The 15,881-nt window shown below is 45.1% G+C and carries 16 protein-coding genes; 9 read left to right on the top strand and 7 right to left on the bottom strand.

Going from position 1 to position 15,881, the window contains the following annotated elements:
• Positions 1 to 18 precede the first annotated feature (18 nt).
• The 3 genes from hutI to JO154_RS22215 all read left to right on the top strand — a co-directional run bounded on the left by hutI (position 19) and on the right by JO154_RS22215 (position 3,189).
• Positions 19 to 1,215 carry an imidazolonepropionase gene (hutI, locus tag JO154_RS22225; protein WP_291949839.1) on the top strand — a complete coding sequence of 399 codons (1,197 nt, stop codon included), beginning with the start codon at positions 19 to 21 and terminating at the stop codon, positions 1,213 to 1,215.
• Positions 1,212 to 2,216: a formimidoylglutamase gene (gene hutG, locus JO154_RS22220; protein WP_291949836.1), complete on the top strand. Its 1,005-nt coding sequence runs from the start codon at positions 1,212 to 1,214 to the stop codon at positions 2,214 to 2,216. Before hutI ends, hutG begins: the two co-directional genes overlap by 4 nt.
• 145 nt (positions 2,217 to 2,361) lie before the next feature.
• A complete protein-coding gene (locus JO154_RS22215) occupies positions 2,362 to 3,189 on the top strand; it encodes a CHAD domain-containing protein (protein WP_291949833.1) in 828 nt (275 codons plus the stop codon).
• On the opposite strand, the gene purU is transcribed toward JO154_RS22215, so the two are convergent.
• The gene (gene purU, locus JO154_RS22210; RefSeq protein WP_291949830.1) at positions 3,186 to 4,049 is read right to left on the bottom strand and encodes a formyltetrahydrofolate deformylase; all 864 of its coding nucleotides are present in this window, start codon (positions 4,047 to 4,049) and stop codon (positions 3,186 to 3,188) included. The genes JO154_RS22215 and purU overlap by 4 nt on opposite strands.
• Positions 4,050 to 4,112: 63 nt before the next feature.
• On the opposite strand from purU, the gene JO154_RS22205 reads away from it, so the two are divergent.
• Positions 4,113 to 4,586 (top strand): metallophosphoesterase family protein, encoded by a 474-nt coding sequence (locus JO154_RS22205; RefSeq protein WP_291949827.1) that lies wholly within the window; start codon positions 4,113 to 4,115, stop codon positions 4,584 to 4,586.
• Positions 4,587 to 4,673: 87 nt separating this feature from the next.
• Positions 4,674 to 5,735, top strand: a complete 1,062-nt coding sequence (locus tag JO154_RS22200; RefSeq protein WP_291949823.1) for a DUF4421 domain-containing protein — start codon at positions 4,674 to 4,676, stop codon at positions 5,733 to 5,735.
• On the opposite strand, the gene JO154_RS22195 is transcribed toward JO154_RS22200, so the two are convergent.
• Both JO154_RS22195 and JO154_RS22190 read right to left on the bottom strand, forming a co-directional pair.
• The gene (locus JO154_RS22195) at positions 5,704 to 6,288 is read right to left on the bottom strand and encodes a TIGR00730 family Rossman fold protein (RefSeq protein WP_291949820.1); all 585 of its coding nucleotides are present in this window, start codon (positions 6,286 to 6,288) and stop codon (positions 5,704 to 5,706) included. The two genes, JO154_RS22200 and JO154_RS22195, sit on opposite strands and share 32 nt — an antisense overlap.
• Position 6,289: 1 nt before the next feature.
• Positions 6,290 to 6,919, bottom strand: coding sequence for a hypothetical protein (locus tag JO154_RS22190; protein WP_291949817.1), 630 nt, complete (start codon positions 6,917 to 6,919; stop codon positions 6,290 to 6,292).
• An 80-nt stretch (positions 6,920 to 6,999) separates the two neighbouring features.
• Between JO154_RS22190 and JO154_RS22185 the strand changes: the two genes are divergently transcribed.
• Positions 7,000 to 8,658, top strand: a complete 1,659-nt coding sequence (locus JO154_RS22185; RefSeq protein ID WP_291949814.1) for a hypothetical protein — start codon at positions 7,000 to 7,002, stop codon at positions 8,656 to 8,658.
• Between the two features lie 72 nt (positions 8,659 to 8,730).
• On the opposite strand, the gene JO154_RS22180 is transcribed toward JO154_RS22185, so the two are convergent.
• Positions 8,731 to 11,001, bottom strand: coding sequence for an aconitate hydratase (locus JO154_RS22180; protein ID WP_291949812.1), 2,271 nt, complete (start codon positions 10,999 to 11,001; stop codon positions 8,731 to 8,733).
• A 255-nt stretch (positions 11,002 to 11,256) separates the two neighbouring features.
• On the opposite strand from JO154_RS22180, the gene JO154_RS22175 reads away from it, so the two are divergent.
• Positions 11,257 to 11,478, top strand: coding sequence for a PspC domain-containing protein (locus JO154_RS22175; RefSeq protein WP_111592056.1), 222 nt, complete (start codon positions 11,257 to 11,259; stop codon positions 11,476 to 11,478).
• Between the two features lie 110 nt (positions 11,479 to 11,588).
• Entirely contained in the window at positions 11,589 to 11,792 is a 204-nt protein-coding gene (locus JO154_RS22170; protein ID WP_291949805.1) for a hypothetical protein, read from the top strand.
• A 228-nt stretch (positions 11,793 to 12,020) separates the two neighbouring features.
• Here the strand turns inward: JO154_RS22170 and JO154_RS22165 are convergent, their stop codons facing one another.
• The gene (locus tag JO154_RS22165) at positions 12,021 to 12,425 is read right to left on the bottom strand and encodes a hypothetical protein (protein ID WP_291949802.1); all 405 of its coding nucleotides are present in this window, start codon (positions 12,423 to 12,425) and stop codon (positions 12,021 to 12,023) included.
• Positions 12,426 to 12,504: 79 nt separating this feature from the next.
• Entirely contained in the window at positions 12,505 to 13,320 is an 816-nt protein-coding gene (kdsA, locus tag JO154_RS22160; protein WP_291949798.1) for a 3-deoxy-8-phosphooctulonate synthase, read from the bottom strand.
• A 242-nt stretch (positions 13,321 to 13,562) separates the two neighbouring features.
• On the opposite strand from kdsA, the gene JO154_RS22155 reads away from it, so the two are divergent.
• Positions 13,563 to 14,501, top strand: coding sequence for an NAD-dependent epimerase/dehydratase family protein (locus JO154_RS22155; protein ID WP_291949795.1), 939 nt, complete (start codon positions 13,563 to 13,565; stop codon positions 14,499 to 14,501).
• A gap of 90 nt (positions 14,502 to 14,591) precedes the next feature.
• On the opposite strand, the gene JO154_RS22150 is transcribed toward JO154_RS22155, so the two are convergent.
• On the bottom strand, positions 14,592 to 15,839 hold the full coding sequence (locus JO154_RS22150) for a GTP-binding protein (RefSeq protein ID WP_291949792.1): 1,248 nt from the start codon (positions 15,837 to 15,839) through the stop codon (positions 14,592 to 14,594).
• Positions 15,840 to 15,881 lie beyond the last annotated feature (42 nt).

The following is a 15,881-nucleotide window of genomic DNA, read 5'->3' as shown; positions in this document are numbered from 1 at the left end:
TTTACACAAATACTTCCCATGAGCGGACTCCCGCTGAAAGGAGCCCTGCAGGATGAACAACTGCCGGTAATTGCCCATGGTGGTATTGTTGTGGAAAATGATAAGATTCTTGCTGTGGGCGACTTTAAGTCGCTCCAGCAAGAGTACGCCGGACATGAGCTGCATTGGATCGATGAGCCAATGGTGCTCATGCCTGGATTTATAGACTGTCATACGCATATTTGCTTTGATGGTAGTCGCAGTAGAGATTACGCCATGCGTATAGCAGGCAAATCCTATCTTGAAATTGCCCGTGCTGGTGGCGGTATTTGGGACTCTGTCACAAAAACGCGTGTAGCCGATATCGTTACACTGGCGGAAAATACCGTTGCTCGTGCGAACCGTCACCTTCAAGAAGGTGTTACTACCATAGAGGTAAAAAGTGGATACGGTCTTAATTTTGAAAGTGAAGTGAAGATGTTGCGGGCTATTCAACAGGCTGGTCTGCATACGAAGGCTACACTTATTGCTACCTGTCTGGCAGCACATATGAAGCCGCGTGATTTTGAAGGTAGCGAAACCGAATATCTGGATGTTGTTTTAAACGAGCTGCTGCCAATATTAAAGCAGGAATCACTGACCAACCGGGTGGATATTTTCATCGAAGAAACTGCTTTTTCCACTGATGCCGCTACCAATTACCTGCGTAAAGCCGCAGCATTGGGTTTTGCAGCAACCGTACATGCGGATCAGTTTACCGCAGGTGGCGCGGAAGTTGCGGTAGCAGTAAATGCGCTCTCTGCCGATCACTTGGAAGCAAGTACTGATAGGGAAATACAGCTATTGGCAAAATCTGATACGGTAGCCGTAGTATTGCCAGGCGCTTCTTTGGGATTGGGGATGCATTACGCTCCGGCACGGAAACTGCTGAATGAAGGAGCATGCTTGGCGATTGCGAGCGACTGGAATCCGGGATCTGCGCCAATGGGAGACTTGTTGATGCAGGCAGCGGTGATGAGCGCGGCAGAAAAGCTATCTTCTGCGGAAGTATTTGCTGCACTTACTTTCAGAGCTGCGCCAGCATTGCAGTTGACAAATGTGGGAAAACTGGCTCCGGGATTTGTAGCAGATATGCAAGCATATCCTACTACAGATTATCGCGAGATCCTTTATTTCCAAGGAAAATTAAAGCCTTCCCGCGTTTGGAAGAAAGGTGAAATAGTTTCGAACTTATGATAACAAATGAATTCTATCATCCAACCGCTGCTGGTACTTGGGCAGGTCGCATGGATGGCGCTTCGGCGGATCTGTTGCGCTGGCATCAAGTAGTGCAGCCGGTTGATTTGTTGAAAACAACCTTGCCAAAACTGCTGCCGAATCAGAAAGGTGTTGCCTTGTTGGGTTTCGCTTGTGATGAAGGCGTCAGGAGAAATAAAGGTAGGATAGGGGCAAAAGATGGACCTGCCGCCATTCGTGCGGTGCTAGGCAATTTGCCGGTACATCTCACGGAAGGGGCAGTGCTTGTGGATGCGGGCGATGTGGCCTGTCTGGATGGCCGCATGGAAAATGCCCAAGCAGTGCTGAGTGAAGTGGTGAAAAATATCCTGACGGCAGGATACCTGCCAGTTTTGCTGGGAGGTGGCCATGAGATCGCTTATGGCCATGCTGTTGGTATCCGCGAATACGGAAAGCAAAAGATAGCGACAGTAGGTTATATCAACTTCGACGCTCATTTCGATATTCGTGTGCCCGGTGCAGAAGGTAATAGTTCTGGTACCAGCTTCTTCCAACTGTCGCAGGATGCTAAATTGGCCGGAGAGCCTTTTCATTACCTGGCATTGGGTATTCAAAAGCTGGGAAATACCCGTCAGTTGTTCAATATCGCCGGTGAAGCAGGTGCAACATATGTAGGGGCAGACGCGTTTCATCTGAATGATAAGGATACCCTCTTCGCTGCAATTCAGCATTTTCTCAGCCAGGTGGATTTTGTTTATTTAACTACTTGTTTGGATGTATTTGCAGCGGCATATGCACCAGGGGTAAGCGCTACAGCGTATAACGGTATTCAGCCCAACGGACTTTTCTTGGAAAGTTTCCGTGCTATCCTTGCCAGTGGTAAGGTAAAAGGTACCGATATCGCAGAACTGAACCCTACATTTGATATTGACAAGAGAACCGCGAAACTGGCGGCAGCACTGGTTTTTGAAACCGTGATGGCGTATTGTGGAGAAGATTAGTAGTAAGACCGATGTTAGCACCAGTGGCAGCGTTCCACTTGTGGAGAAGATTTAGATTAACACCAATAGCATCGTTCCGCGCGTAGCGCGGAACGATGCCCCCAAAAATTGACATCGAAGATTTATATATCTACATTTCAAATCAATGGTGAAGGCTACTATAATCGATTATCTCCAAACAGAATGTACCGCTCTCATTGCGGCACACGATAAGCTATTGACACAGCCCCGCAATGCCTCAGCAGTACACGAACAGCGGGTAGGAGTGAAGAAGCTCCGCGCCTTCTTCGCACTGACGGATAATATTCCCCATCTTTCGTTTAAGCATAGTCGTTATCTCAATAAACTCCGGGTATTGCAATCTATTGCTGGTATTGCAAGGGATGCGCAATTACAATCACGTGCATTGACTACCATTGAAAAGCAGGAAGGATGGCGGTTTTCGTATGCGCATTTTTTGCTACAAGAGCGCCAAGAAGTGGCTGCTGAATTGCTGACTACTGCCAGTAAAAGATTAAAACCAGGAACACTGAAAGAAGTGCCAGGCGTGTTTCGCCAGAAGCTGGAGAAAGTACGAGAAGAAACGTTGATGGAGGAATTGCTGGCATATATCGACAGTCAGTATAGGGAGATTGCCAGTCCTGATGTGCGTGCAGGTCATGCTGCATGGCATGAGGTCAGAAAACAAATGAAAACCGTTTTTTATCAGTTGACCATTCTCCAACCAATATTACCACCGGAACCCCATTACAAACAGATGTTAGCCTACTCAAAAAGGGCAGGAGAACTGCTCGGTGGCTGGCACGACCTCACCGTGCTGCACCTTTTCGTGCAAGACACTATTCGTAAAGCCAAAAAGGAAAGTATGCCGGTACCCGTGAAAGCCATGCGGTTATTGAAAACCCTCCGACAAAATGCGCAGGAGGAATTGGCCCTGAGTGCTGCGTATCTCCATAAAAAATCACTCGATTAAAAGACAATCGTTTTATTGCCTACTACTATCACTCTGTCGTCAATGTGTGCTTTTACAGCACGGGTTAGCACGTGTCTCTCAATATCCCTACCCAACATCACCAGATCGGCAACTGCATGTTTATGGGTAACCCTGGCTACATCCTGCTCAATGATAGGGCCTTCATCCAATTCATCCGTCACATAGTGCGCAGTGGCGCCAATCAGTTTCACACCTCTGTCATAAGCATGCTGGTATGGCCTAGCCCCTGCAAATGCAGGTAGGAAAGAATGATGAATATTAATGATACGATGTGGATATAAACTGACAAATTGGGGCGACAAGATCTGCATATACCTGGCCAGTACCATAAAATCTACGTTATTTTCTTCTAGCAGTTGGGTGATGGCTAACTCCTGTTCTGCTTTAGTGGCGGCAGTTACGGGCAGATAATAAAATGGAATACTGAGTTGCTTACAGTCGTTTTCCAGGCTGTTATGATTGGAAATAACCAATGGAATGTCTACTTGCAATTCCCCGCTACGCCAGCGCCATAGCAGATCTAGCAAACAATGATCGTAAGCAGACACCAAGATGGCCATGCGCTTCCGATGATGGGAATAACTAATTTGCCATTCCATTTCCAGTGGCGCCGCCACTTGCTCTTGAAATGCTTGATGGAACCCAGGCTGCTCCTGGATTTCCAGTTCCATGCGCATAAAAAACAAACCTTCAGCGGGATCTGTGCTGTGTTGACTGGCATCCAGTATATTTGCACCGGATTGGAACAGAAATTGAGAAACACGGGCTACAATTCCTGGCTTGTCAGGGCAACTAATTAATAACCGGGCCGTTTTTGGGGAGATATCAAGTTGTTCCATTGTGTATCAATCTGAAGTCTACCCGCCCAAAATATAGAAAAATCATTGAAAAAAATAGGCTTGATGTCGGACACCCATAGCTACCTGCATCCGCAGGTATTCACCTATTTTGAAGGGGTCGACGAAATATGGCATGCCGGCGATATCGGCGATAGTAAGATTGCCGATCAACTGGAAGCATTTAAACCTTTCCGCGCCGTTTGGGGAAATATTGACGGCAAGGATATCCGTGTCCGTTACCCTGAAACCTTGCATTTTAACTTAGAAGGGGTGCAGGTCATGATCACCCACATCGGTGGTTATCCAGGGAAATATGCGCCAGGCGTTAAAGCGGAACTGATAGCCCATCAATCCAAATTATTCATCTGCGGTCATTCGCATATCCTGAAAGTAATGCCCGATCCAGCATTAGGATTACTCCATATGAACCCAGGAGCCTGTGGCCAGCAGGGTTGGCATAAAGTAAAAACGCTGCTCCGTTTCCAATTGGAAGCAGGTCGTATTCAAGAACTGGAAGTTATAGAATTGCCCAAATAACGACAAAAAGCCATCATTTGGCTATTTTTTAAAGGTATTGAACGGGGAATTTGTATTTTGCCGCGCCCCTCCAACTGAATGACGCATATGACTAAACGATTACTCCTGTTAGCTTCTTTGATCTGCGCTGCTGTCATCCCCGCAGCCGGACAAAATGCGTTCTGGAGATTTCTCAAAACAGATACGGACACTGCTTACGTAGAAGACTATACGAAAGAACTGACAGCTAGGGTATATGCATCACGCAAGTATAATCGCTACGATATTGTAGATGCCAGGCAAAAAAAAGATATTCTTTATCGGCCCAATTCGCCCTTGAATATTGGGTTTGGAGCCAATTACAAGTTTCTTGGCCTTAACCTGGGTTTCAATTTCCCGTTTATCAATAGGCATAATGATAAGTATGGGAAGACGAAATACCTCGACCTGCAAACGCACATTTATCTGCGTAAGGTGGTAGTAGATTTTTACGGACAAACGTACAAAGGCTTTTATATCGCAAACCCTGATAAGGTATATGGAAATGATAATGCTGCCCAAAACCCTCATCCACAGCGTCCCGACATACGCAATGCCGCAGTAGGGTTAAATGCGCAGTATATCTTCAATGACAAGAAATTCTCCTATCGCGCGCCGAATTTGCAGAATGAATACCAAAAGAAAAGTGCCGGTTCCTTCCTCGTAGGCGGCGATATTTTCCACATACAAGTAAAAGGAGATTCTTCATTGGTGCCTTTTAACTTAACTGATACAGCATTCCTGCACGATTTCCACTATTATAAGTCCAGTATCATCAGTACTACTGCCAATGCGGGCTATGCCTATACTTTTGTATATCGCCATCACTGGTTTTTATCCTTGTCGGTTACAGGAGGATTGGGGATTAACCGTACCAAGTTATTCCTGGAAGATGGTACTATCAGCAGAAGTTTCGGTTGGCAGGTCAACAGTACCATCCGTGCCGCTTTGGGATATAACTCGGCCAACTTCTTTGCAGGCGTTCACTATGTTGGCACCTCTAACCGAAGTGAAATGCCTTTGCCAAATGCTTATCAGACCTTTGGCGCAGGCAATTTAAGGTTCAGTATTGTGAGGCGTTTTAAGATTAGCCACAAAATCAACTTTCCTTCGCGGAAGGTATCCACTTAGGACCTTCCAAAGGCTTGTACTGCTGCATCTTTTCCAGCAATAGATGGATATCAGCGCTGTGAAGCAGCATTTCCCGGTTCGCATCAGAGAGGAATCCATTGGCCGACATATTCACACTTAAAGAAATCAATGCATCATAGAAGCCGTTTGTATTCAGCAGGCCAACTGGTTTGTTGTGCAGGCCTAGTTGCCCCCAAGTGAGCATTTCATACAATTCTTCCATGGTGCCGAAGCCGCCAGGTAAAGCAATCGCACCATCGCAGAGTTCATTCATTTTCGCTTTACGTTCATGCATGGTATCTGTGAGGATCAGCTCTGTGAGGCCCACATGTGCCAGTTCTTTCTGTTGCAGGAAGTGAGGGAGAACACCAATTACTTCGCCGCCTTCAGAGAGTGCACCATCTGCTACAGCGCCCATCAGTCCTACTCTGGCGCCGCCATATACTAGCCCGATTCCTTTTTGGGCGAGGGTCGCGCCGAGGAGCATAGCCTGTTCCCGGAAAATGTTGTCATTTCCCATACTAGAACCACAATAAATCGCTATTCGTTTCATATTATAAAGTTGCAATTTCGTTTTCGATATTAATTCTGGCACGTTGTTCGCGCTCATTCCTGAAAATTTCTGTACGGTAAATAAATGGCATCTCAAGGAAATGATACAGCACTTTTTTCCGGCCAGGAAGATATAGTTCATCCGGAAACATCGCATATTCCTTGCGGATATTGGCCGCATATTCCTGGTATACTGCTGGTTCAGCACTCAATATTTCCAGGTCCAAATCCAGGAAAAGGTTCATGTCTGCATCACTGTTTGTGGCCGGATGTGTTTTGGTAGCGAGGATCAGGTCCTGTACCTGATTTCTTTCTTCTTCCCAAAAATCTATCTTTTCCAGGAAAAACAGGGCTTTTTCGGCACTTTTCTCCTCATTGTCTTTGCTCGTGGCATCATAAATAACATCATGAAAGAATATAGCAAAGAGAAAAGCATCTTTATCCCGGATGAGCGCCTCATGTGTGACTGCACTATTTAGCATGTTGCGTATATGCGTCATCGTATGATAAAAACGACCACTTTCTGCGTAGTGATGACTGAGATCAGCAAGGGTTTGTGCAATAAGCGTCTGATCTGAAGTGTATTTCTCACATAAGTCTGTCCAGAGATAGGCTGTAATAGACGATTTCATAATTAACAAATGTAAGCATTATTCCCTCCGGGAAATTTGAGACCCTTGATCTTAGAAAACAGCAGATAAAAAGCATCCTCATGATAAAGCAAATGTTAACCACGGCGATTGGAATCCTATTATCTTATGGAACAATAATAGCACAACAACCGGAAATCGCCCTCAGTGCCGGGTTTGCGGATCCTGGCGAAGAAGTATGTAAACTCCTGCTAATGGAAAACGGCAGTACAATGTTTTTCCACTTTAGTCCTAAAAACGGGATCAATACCACGGTGTATGATGCGGAGCATAAAGTGGTGTCCACGGTGAATAACCAAATTTCCAGCTTTAATGCCAGCCGGCTTAAAAATGTCTTCTTCAGAGGAATGTATGACATGAATGGCCAGGCGGTATTGTTCTTAGTACGGTATCAACGAAAATCTTCCACCTTGTATCGTTTCACATTTAATGGGAAAACGGGAAAATTAGCCGAAGAAAAAATCGTGGACGATGTGGCCAGATCCCCAATGATACTGGGTATTAAAGGAATGCCTGATTATTGTGTGAAAAAAGACCCAGCTTCAGGATACTATGCAGTAGCATCATTGAACCTGAATGAAAACTATGGCAAAGGTCAGATCAAGGTGACCCATTATGCGCCTGATCATCATGTTATTCATCAAGCAACCTATACCACTCCTGAGCAACAATTTAAATATTTACGCTTAAAGGATATGTATGTGCATGGAGCGGATTATGTCTTCCTAACAACGCTCGGTATTAATATTTCCTTCCCGGCACACGGCAAGGTTTTTATTACTCGAATATCAAAGGAGCATGATACTGTCGCAGAAAAGTATGTTGAATTAGGGAAGCTCCTAGCAGAGCCTTTAATCGGTATAAAATATAATCCAGCCAATCAGTTGCTGTATATGTTGACTGCGGTAGGGGGCAGAAATCCCTGGCAGGAGTCTGTCATGAATAGTGCAGAAGGTGGAATGTTACTTAAAATGCATACTGTTAATCCTACCACCATGGAGATAAGCCCAGAAGCATCTATCACGCATCCGGCATTATCCACCTATGCCAAAGCAAACTTGAAGTACAGAGATCCTTATAGAGGAATCATACAGGATTTCCGGCTGCATAAAGATGGTAGCGTTACAGTAATGCAGGAAGAGTTGCATATCAGTAAGGATACTTCGGCTAGGCTGGACGAAGGCGTTGAGTTTTCTGGTGCCGGTAGTACCACGTTTGGAGATATAGGCATATTCCGGGTAAACGCAGAAGGGAAGGAATTACCAGGCAGTTATGCCATTGCAAAATCGCAACACACCCATCATTGGATCAACCCATATCTCATTTACAGAAGGCCGGAAATTGCTTGGAATTACTACCCAGCGGTGCACTTAGCGGGTGTATACAATGATAATTATTGCTCTTATGATTATTTGGAAGCAAATGATAAGTCTTATATCGTTTACAACGACTATCCAATAAACATCAATCGCAAAACCGAGGATCACCGGAAAAAGCGGTTATTGCAATCATTGAAACCAGCCAACACAGTGCTAGCCTGGTTCGACGGGGAAAAAGTACAGCGTATGTATCTTTTTGGTGATCCGGAAGGGGAACATATTGCCCAATACAGCAGGATAGACATGATTACCCGAGGGGCAGGAGATTCCTCATTTGTAACGTTGATGGTAGAACGAAAAGGTAGTCAGAGAGAAGCCCATATTGCCTGGGTGAAGTTATAACTGGAGTTTACCTCCATAAAAAAACGGACAGCAATTGCTGTCCGTTTTCATTTATTTCCATTCAAATGGTGCTTACGCTTTCTTTGCAAACTCTGCACGGATTACGTTCAGAGCGCCACCAGCTTTAAACCACTCGATTTGTTGTTCGTTGTAAGTATGGTTTACAGCAAATTCGTCTTTGCTACCATCTTTGTGATTCAGTACAACGGTCAGTTGTTTGCCAGGAGCGAAGCTAGTCAGGCCCAGGATATCGATGTTGTCATCTTCCTGAACTTTATCATAGTCTTCTTTATTAGCAAAAGTCAGACCCAGCATACCTTGTTTTTTCAAGTTGGTTTCGTGGATACGGGCGAAAGATTTCACCAGGATTGCACGAACGCCCAGGTGACGTGGTTCCATTGCTGCGTGTTCGCGGCTAGAACCTTCCCCATAGTTTTCGTCACCAACAACAACTGCACCCAGACCAGCAGCTTTGTAAGCGCGCATGGTAGCTGGAACTGCACCGTATTCACCAGTCAGTTCGTTTTTAACGGTATCAGTTTTGTCGTTGAATGCGTTTACTGCGCCGATCAGCATGTTGTTGGAAATGTTATCCAGGTGACCGCGGAATTTCAACCATGGACCAGCCATAGAGATGTGGTCAGTAGTACATTTACCTTTTGCTTTGATCAGGAGTTTCAGACCTTTCAGATCAGTACCTTCCCAAGCTGCGAATGGAGCCAGGAGCTGCAGACGCTGAGAATCAGGAGATACGATTACTTGTACTTTGCTACCGTCAGCGGCAGGAGCTTGGTAACCAGCATCTTCAACTGCGAAGCCTTTAACAGGCAGTTCAAAACCTACAGGTTCATCCAGTTTCACCTCTTCCCCGTTTTTGTTTTTCAGGGTGTCGGTCAGTGGGTTGAAAGTCAGGCTACCAGCGATGGCCAGTGCAGTAACGATTTCAGGAGAAGCAACGAAAGCATGGGTAGAAGCCAGACCGTCGTTTCTTTTCGCGAAGTTACGGTTGAATGAAGTGATGATGGAGTTTTTGCGGTTTGGATCATCGATATGACGAGCCCATTGACCAATGCAAGGTCCGCAAGCGTTAGCCAGTACAACACCACCTACTTGTTCGAAGGTATTCAGCAGACCATCTCTTTCGATAGTGTAGCGTACCAATTCAGAACCAGGAGTGATAGTATATTCAGATTTCATATCCAGTCCTTTGTCGATGGCTTGTTTAGCCAGGGATGCAGAACGGGAGATGTCTTCGTAAGAAGAGTTGGTGCAAGAACCGATCAGGGCAACTTCCAGTTTCTCTGGCCAGTTGTTTTCTTTAACTGCCTGAGCGAATTTAGAAATAGGCCATGCCAGATCTGGAGTGAAAGGACCATTTACATATGGTTCCAGCTCATCCAGGTTGATTTCGATTACTTGATCGTAGTATTTTTCAGGAGAAGCATACACTTCAGCATCTGGGCGCAGATGTTCTTTAACGCCATCAGCCAGTGCAGCTACATCTGCTCTGCTAGTCATTTTCAGGTACTCCGCCATTTTGGTGTCGTACGCAAACAGAGAGCAAGTAGCACCGATTTCAGCACCCATGTTACAGATAGTTGCTTTACCTGTAGCGCTAAAGCTGTCAGCACCTTCGCCGAAGTATTCAACGATGCAGCCAGTACCACCTTTTACAGTGAGGATACCTGCTACTTTCAGAATGATATCTTTTGCAGAAGTCCAGCCACTCATTTTACCGGTCAGTTTTACACCGATGAGTTTAGGCATTTTGAGCTCCCAAGGCAGACCCGCCATAACGTCTACGGCGTCAGCACCACCCACACCAATAGCGATCATACCCAGACCACCAGCGTTTGGCGTGTGAGAATCGGTACCGATCATCATACCACCAGGGAATGCGTAGTTTTCCAGTACTACCTGGTGAATGATACCTGCACCTGGTTTCCAGAAACCAATGCCGTATTTGTCGGAGATAGAAGACAGGAAGTCGTAAACTTCTTTGTTGGTATTGTTAGCTGCTGCGAGATCTTTTGCAGCGCCATTTTCAGCTTGTATGAGGTGATCACAGTGTACAGTAGAAGGAACCGCAACTTTGTCACGACCACAGGTCATGAACTGAAGCAACGCCATCTGGGCCGTTGCATCCTGCATCGCAACACGGTCAGGTGCAAATTCAACGTAAGATTTGCCTCTTTCGTAAGGAGTAGCAGTTGGTGCAAAAAGGTGTGCGTATAAAATCTTTTCGGCCAGAGTGAGCGGACGACCTAACATCTTCCGGGTCGCTTCCACCTTACCCGGTAAGGCCGCATACACTCCTTTAATCATGTCAATATCAAACACCATGATAAAAAAATATTTAAGAGCGGTTATAAATTGCTTGCAAAATTAATCATTAATCAACAAGTTTTCGAATTAAATACCATGAAGATGAAACCTCACGATGTTAATGTTAATTATTATATTAAATAATTGAACATCGTTCAGCCTGGCAGTTTCACCGCAGTAGATGACAATAATCTGATTTTCAGTCAGAAATAAGTCATCCATATTGCCTTGCCAATGCTTGTTTTTATAGGGGGAAAATGATAAATTTGAAGCATGAACCGAATTAAAGACTTCGTTGAATGGAAGGCCTTCGGTGTCTGCAGTACTATCGGTGATAAACTTGGTGTTGCTACCTCCCGAATTCGCCTTTTTTTTATTTATGCCACTTTCCTAACCATGGGATCACCCGTCATTGTTTATATGATCCTCGCTTTCTGGGTTAACATGAAAAATTATATCCTGAATGCGCGTCGTAATCCCGTGCGGTATCTCTGATTTTTGTATTCATGCCCTTTCATATTACTTTTAGTACTTATTTTAAGTGCACAGAAGTCCTATGAAAAATTTACTATGTACCAAGACAATTTTCACTCTATCTGCCTTTCGTGGATGAAGTAAAGAATAATATCAAGCATATCAGCTTCAGCTACCTCACCCCTGCGCCTAATGACAAGTATTATGCGGATATGGAGTATTCCTATGTATACGACAAATGGGGAACCAAAATAGATACGGCTTATATAGATTACAAACTCTTAAACGGCACTACCGGCAGATGTTACTTTAGCATGGGCTATAATTGCCAATAACGCTTATCAACTTATGAGAAAGCGTATCTGTATTGATTTTGGCAGACACGCTTTTCTCGCACCAATAAGTTCACTGCTGATCCCAATGCTTGGCCATCAGGCATAGAACGGCCAACAGGCCCGCTGTTCAATGCGAATCAAAATACAATCCAACCACCATCGCTTTGGTGGGAATAAATAAAAAGACCCCGGACTGTAAGGCCCGGGGTCTTTTTTATGTCGTCTTGATTACTCCAGATGGAAATTGGTCATACCATGATAATGATTTTGTAATTCATTCAGCGTGATATGATGTGTCAACTGGCGGGATTCATCCCGGTAATGCAGTACTATCAAGGGTTCATGCCCATCAGGAAACCAACGTACAGAAAATGGCCCTCTCACATAGAGCGTACCCTTTCCCTGACCTGATTGCGATTCATCCACATGAAACTGTAGCTTGAGCAAGGTTTCAGGCGTCAGATGAATCGGATGGAGACTATCCAGATCATACCAGAATTCATTATCATTTTCAGTGGCTACCAGCACTTTCTTTTCGATATGATCCACCTGGATTATTTTGCCAGGTTTTTCCACTCCTCCAAAATTGGTAATCACTGAATCACCGGATTTCAATTGGTGTAAGTTTATCATATAGAAGACGATTTAAGTGTTATATGAATATACGTAAAACGCCGTAAATCGTCAAGATGTTCGCCACGAAAACAATCAACTATTTCACCACCTTGCGGATCTCTACCAGTTTTTCCAGCAGCTCTTCCAAGTGATCCAGGTGCAACATGTTGGCGCCATCAGATTTCGCACATGCAGGGTTCGGATGTGTTTCGATGAACAGACCGTCTGCCCCAGTCGCAATAGCAGCTTTGGCAATTGTGCTGATCATTTTTGGATTACCACCAGTAACGCCACTGGTCTGATTTGGCTGCTGCAGGGAATGCGTACAGTCCATAATCACCGGATGTCCAAATTCGCGCATCACAGGAATATTACGATAATCTACCACCAGATCCTGGTAACCAAATGTAGTACCACGCTCTGTCAGCATAATATTGTTATTGCCTGCTCCTTTGATTTTCTCTACGGCGAATTTCATAGACTCGCCACTGAGGAACTGGCCTTTCTTCACATTTACCACTTTACCAGTTTCCGCTGCTGCCAACAGGATATCTGTCTGACGACACAGGAACGCCGGGATCTGCAATACATCCACGTAAGCAGCGGCCATGGCAGCTTCTGCAGCGGAGTGAATATCTGAAGTAACAGGTACATTGAATGTTTTACCTATTTTCTGCAACAACTCGAGTCCTTCTACATCTCCAATACCAGTAAAAGAATGAACACTGGTACGATTGGCTTTACGATAGGATGCTTTGAAAATATAAGGGATTTCCAGTCGCTTACAGATGCCGGTAATTTTCTCGGCAACGGTCATCAGTAACTCTTCTTCTTCAATCACGCAAGGACCTGCAATCAGGAAGAAGTTTTCTGGGTTATACTGTTCCTGGAACAATGATTTTAAATGCTTCATCTTGAAATTTTTTCTGTTGAATCAGGTTGCAAAGGTAACTCTTATATCCCAGTTATTACCCCTTCCAACCACCCTCAAATGCTAAGAATGTCATAATATTGTAATCCAGTAACTATTCCGCTCACAAAAGGGATGAGCTATTGTTATTACATTGTCATGGCCGGTGTGAAACCGTTGGAAATAGCGGGGAACCCGTTAATATTACGTCCGTTTTCAAAATATTGCTTCAATATAAAGTTGTTATGAAGAAAGATAAGATCCTGGTAATTGGTGCCTGTGGACAAATTGGCGTGGAGCTGACGCTGGCGCTCAGGAAAATGTATGGTGAAGCCAATGTACTGGCCTCCGACCTCCGTGAAGAACATGATCTCCTGAAGGGTACTGGCCCGTATGTGTCGCTGGATGTGATGAACAAGGAAATGCTGCACGTACTGGTGATCCGTCATAATATTACCCAGATCTATCTGCTGGCGGCAATTCTGTCTGCGACCGGTGAGAAAAATCCACTGCTGGCATGGCATATCAATATGCAGTCTCTGCTCAACGTATTGGATATCGCAAAAGAAGAACACCTGGATAAAGTATACTGGCCTAGCTCTATCGCTGTATTCGGTCCTAATTCTCCGATGCAGGATACGCCACAACATACCATCATTGAACCTACTACTATCTACGGTATCAGCAAATTTGCGGGCGAAAGATGGTGTGAATACTACAACCACCGCTATGGCGTGGATGTAAGAAGTCTGCGTTACCCTGGCCTCATCAGCTACAAATCAGCTCCAGGCGGCGGTACCACTGATTATGCAGTGGAAATCTTCCATGAAGCAAAAGAGAATAAGCAATACACCAGCTTCCTCTCTGAAAATACTTATCTGCCAATGATGTACATGCCAGATGCTATCCGCGCTACCATCGAACTGATGGAAGCCGATGCCTCCAAAATCTCCATCAGATCAGCATATAACCTTTCTGCTATGAGCTTCTCTCCAAAAGAGATTGCAGCGGAAATCAAGAAGCATATTCCTGACTTCACTATCAGCTATGAGCCGGATTACCGCCAGCAGATTGCTGATGGATGGCCAAACAGCATGGACGATCATCTCGCCAGAAAAGACTGGGGCTGGAAACATGAATATGACCTGGCAAAAATGACCAAAGATATGCTGGATAACATCTAAACCATATCCTGGAATAATAACTATTCTTAAAATGCAGAAAGCCGGCCTTTACATCGTGAGCCGGCTTTTCTGTTGTATATATCTTCGTATCTATTCTATGAAACCAACGCCTACAGTGGTGTTGTTGAATTCATCTATCAGGATGAATGCACCATTTGCTGGATTGCTGGCGTAGGTATCTGCCAGTATGGGAGACGCGGTTTTCAACGTAATGCTACCGATATCATTCAAACCGAGTGAGGCTTTGCCTTCTACTGGCTGGTGACTGGTAACATCCGTTACGTAGTGGAGCTGTTGCACTTTGGCTTTCACCCGGTTTACGCCATGTTGCACCAGGTAAGTTTTGCCAACCGTCAGTGGCTGTTGGTCCATCCAGCAGATTTGGGCCTTGATTTCTTTCAGTTGCTGTGGCTGATCTTCAGGCTTTACTAGCATGTTACCGCGACTACTATCAATTTCATCTTCCAGGGTAATCACTACGCTTTCTCTTGCCTGGGCTGTCTGCAACTGCTTTTCAAATTGTTCAATCGTTTTGATTTTGCTTTTCTGACCGGAAGGAAGACTAATCACTTCATCGCCTACACTGAAATGGCCGCTGGCCACTTTTCCTGCAAACCCTCTGAAATCATGGTACTCCGTTGTTCTCGGACGAATCACACTCTGAATAGGGAAGCGAGCGGGATGCTTACTATCCGCATGATCAAAGCTGATTTGTTCCAAATATTCCAACAGGGTAGGACCTTGATACCAGGTGATAGCGCCATTGGTAGTGGCCACATTTTCTCCATAGAGGGAGGAAACCGGTATGAACACTACTTCCGTAGCCTGATAAGAAGCATTGGCCAGCAATTGCTGGAACTCTTCTACAATCTGGTTAAAACGTGCCTGGCTGTAATCTACCAGGTCCATCTTGTTCACACAGATAACGAGGTAGGGTATACGTAGCAGACTGGCAATAAAGAAATGCCTGTAAGTCTGTTCCACAATGCCTTTGCGGGCATCAATCAGGATCAGGGATGCCTGCGCGTTGGAGGCGCCGGTCACCATGTTACGGGTATATTCAATATGGCCGGGAGTATCGGCGATAATATATTTACGGGTAGGAGTAGAAAAATAGATATGTGCAACATCTATGGTGATGCCTTGCTCTCTTTCCGCTACCAGTCCGTCTGTCAGCAGGGAGAGGTCGGTGAAATCCAGCCCTTTGCGTTTACTGGCGGCATGGAGTGCCTCCATTTTATCCTGGGGGATGGAATGGGTATCGTAAAGTAAACGGCCTATGAGTGTGCTTTTACCATCGTCAACACTGCCGGAAGTGGCTATACGTAATACTTCCATTTATCGTTAGATTTTGGGCAGTATAAGAATAACTGCCGGATG

The sequence above is a fragment of the Chitinophaga sp. genome (assembly GCF_019236475.1).
In the GTDB taxonomy this organism is placed as follows: Bacteria; Bacteroidota; Bacteroidia; order Chitinophagales; family Chitinophagaceae; genus Chitinophaga.
The sequence above is the reverse complement of the archived record's forward strand: the minus strand, read 5'-3'. Positions and strand labels throughout refer to the sequence as shown.

Coding starts and splice junctions, on each gene's coding strand:
- JO154_RS22155 (WP_291949795.1), top strand. CDS start 13,563: ATGAAGAAAGATAAGATCCTGGTAATTGGTGCCTGTGGACAAATTGGC.
- JO154_RS22165 (WP_291949802.1), bottom strand. CDS start 12,425: ATGATAAACTTACACCAATTGAAATCCGGTGATTCAGTGATTACCAAT.
- JO154_RS22185 (WP_291949814.1), top strand. CDS start 7,000: ATGATAAAGCAAATGTTAACCACGGCGATTGGAATCCTATTATCTTAT.
- JO154_RS22150 (WP_291949792.1), bottom strand. CDS start 15,839: ATGGAAGTATTACGTATAGCCACTTCCGGCAGTGTTGACGATGGTAAA.
- hutG (WP_291949836.1), top strand. CDS start 1,212: ATGATAACAAATGAATTCTATCATCCAACCGCTGCTGGTACTTGGGCA.
- purU (WP_291949830.1), bottom strand. CDS start 4,049: ATGGAACAACTTGATATCTCCCCAAAAACGGCCCGGTTATTAATTAGT.
- JO154_RS22175 (WP_111592056.1), top strand. CDS start 11,257: ATGAACCGAATTAAAGACTTCGTTGAATGGAAGGCCTTCGGTGTCTGC.
- hutI (WP_291949839.1), top strand. CDS start 19: ATGAGCGGACTCCCGCTGAAAGGAGCCCTGCAGGATGAACAACTGCCG.
- JO154_RS22215 (WP_291949833.1), top strand. CDS start 2,362: ATGGTGAAGGCTACTATAATCGATTATCTCCAAACAGAATGTACCGCT.
- kdsA (WP_291949798.1), bottom strand. CDS start 13,320: ATGAAGCATTTAAAATCATTGTTCCAGGAACAGTATAACCCAGAAAAC.
- JO154_RS22180 (WP_291949812.1), bottom strand. CDS start 11,001: ATGGTGTTTGATATTGACATGATTAAAGGAGTGTATGCGGCCTTACCG.
- JO154_RS22190 (WP_291949817.1), bottom strand. CDS start 6,919: ATGAAATCGTCTATTACAGCCTATCTCTGGACAGACTTATGTGAGAAA.
- JO154_RS22200 (WP_291949823.1), top strand. CDS start 4,674: ATGACTAAACGATTACTCCTGTTAGCTTCTTTGATCTGCGCTGCTGTC.
- JO154_RS22195 (WP_291949820.1), bottom strand. CDS start 6,288: ATGAAACGAATAGCGATTTATTGTGGTTCTAGTATGGGAAATGACAAC.
- JO154_RS22205 (WP_291949827.1), top strand. CDS start 4,113: ATGTCGGACACCCATAGCTACCTGCATCCGCAGGTATTCACCTATTTT.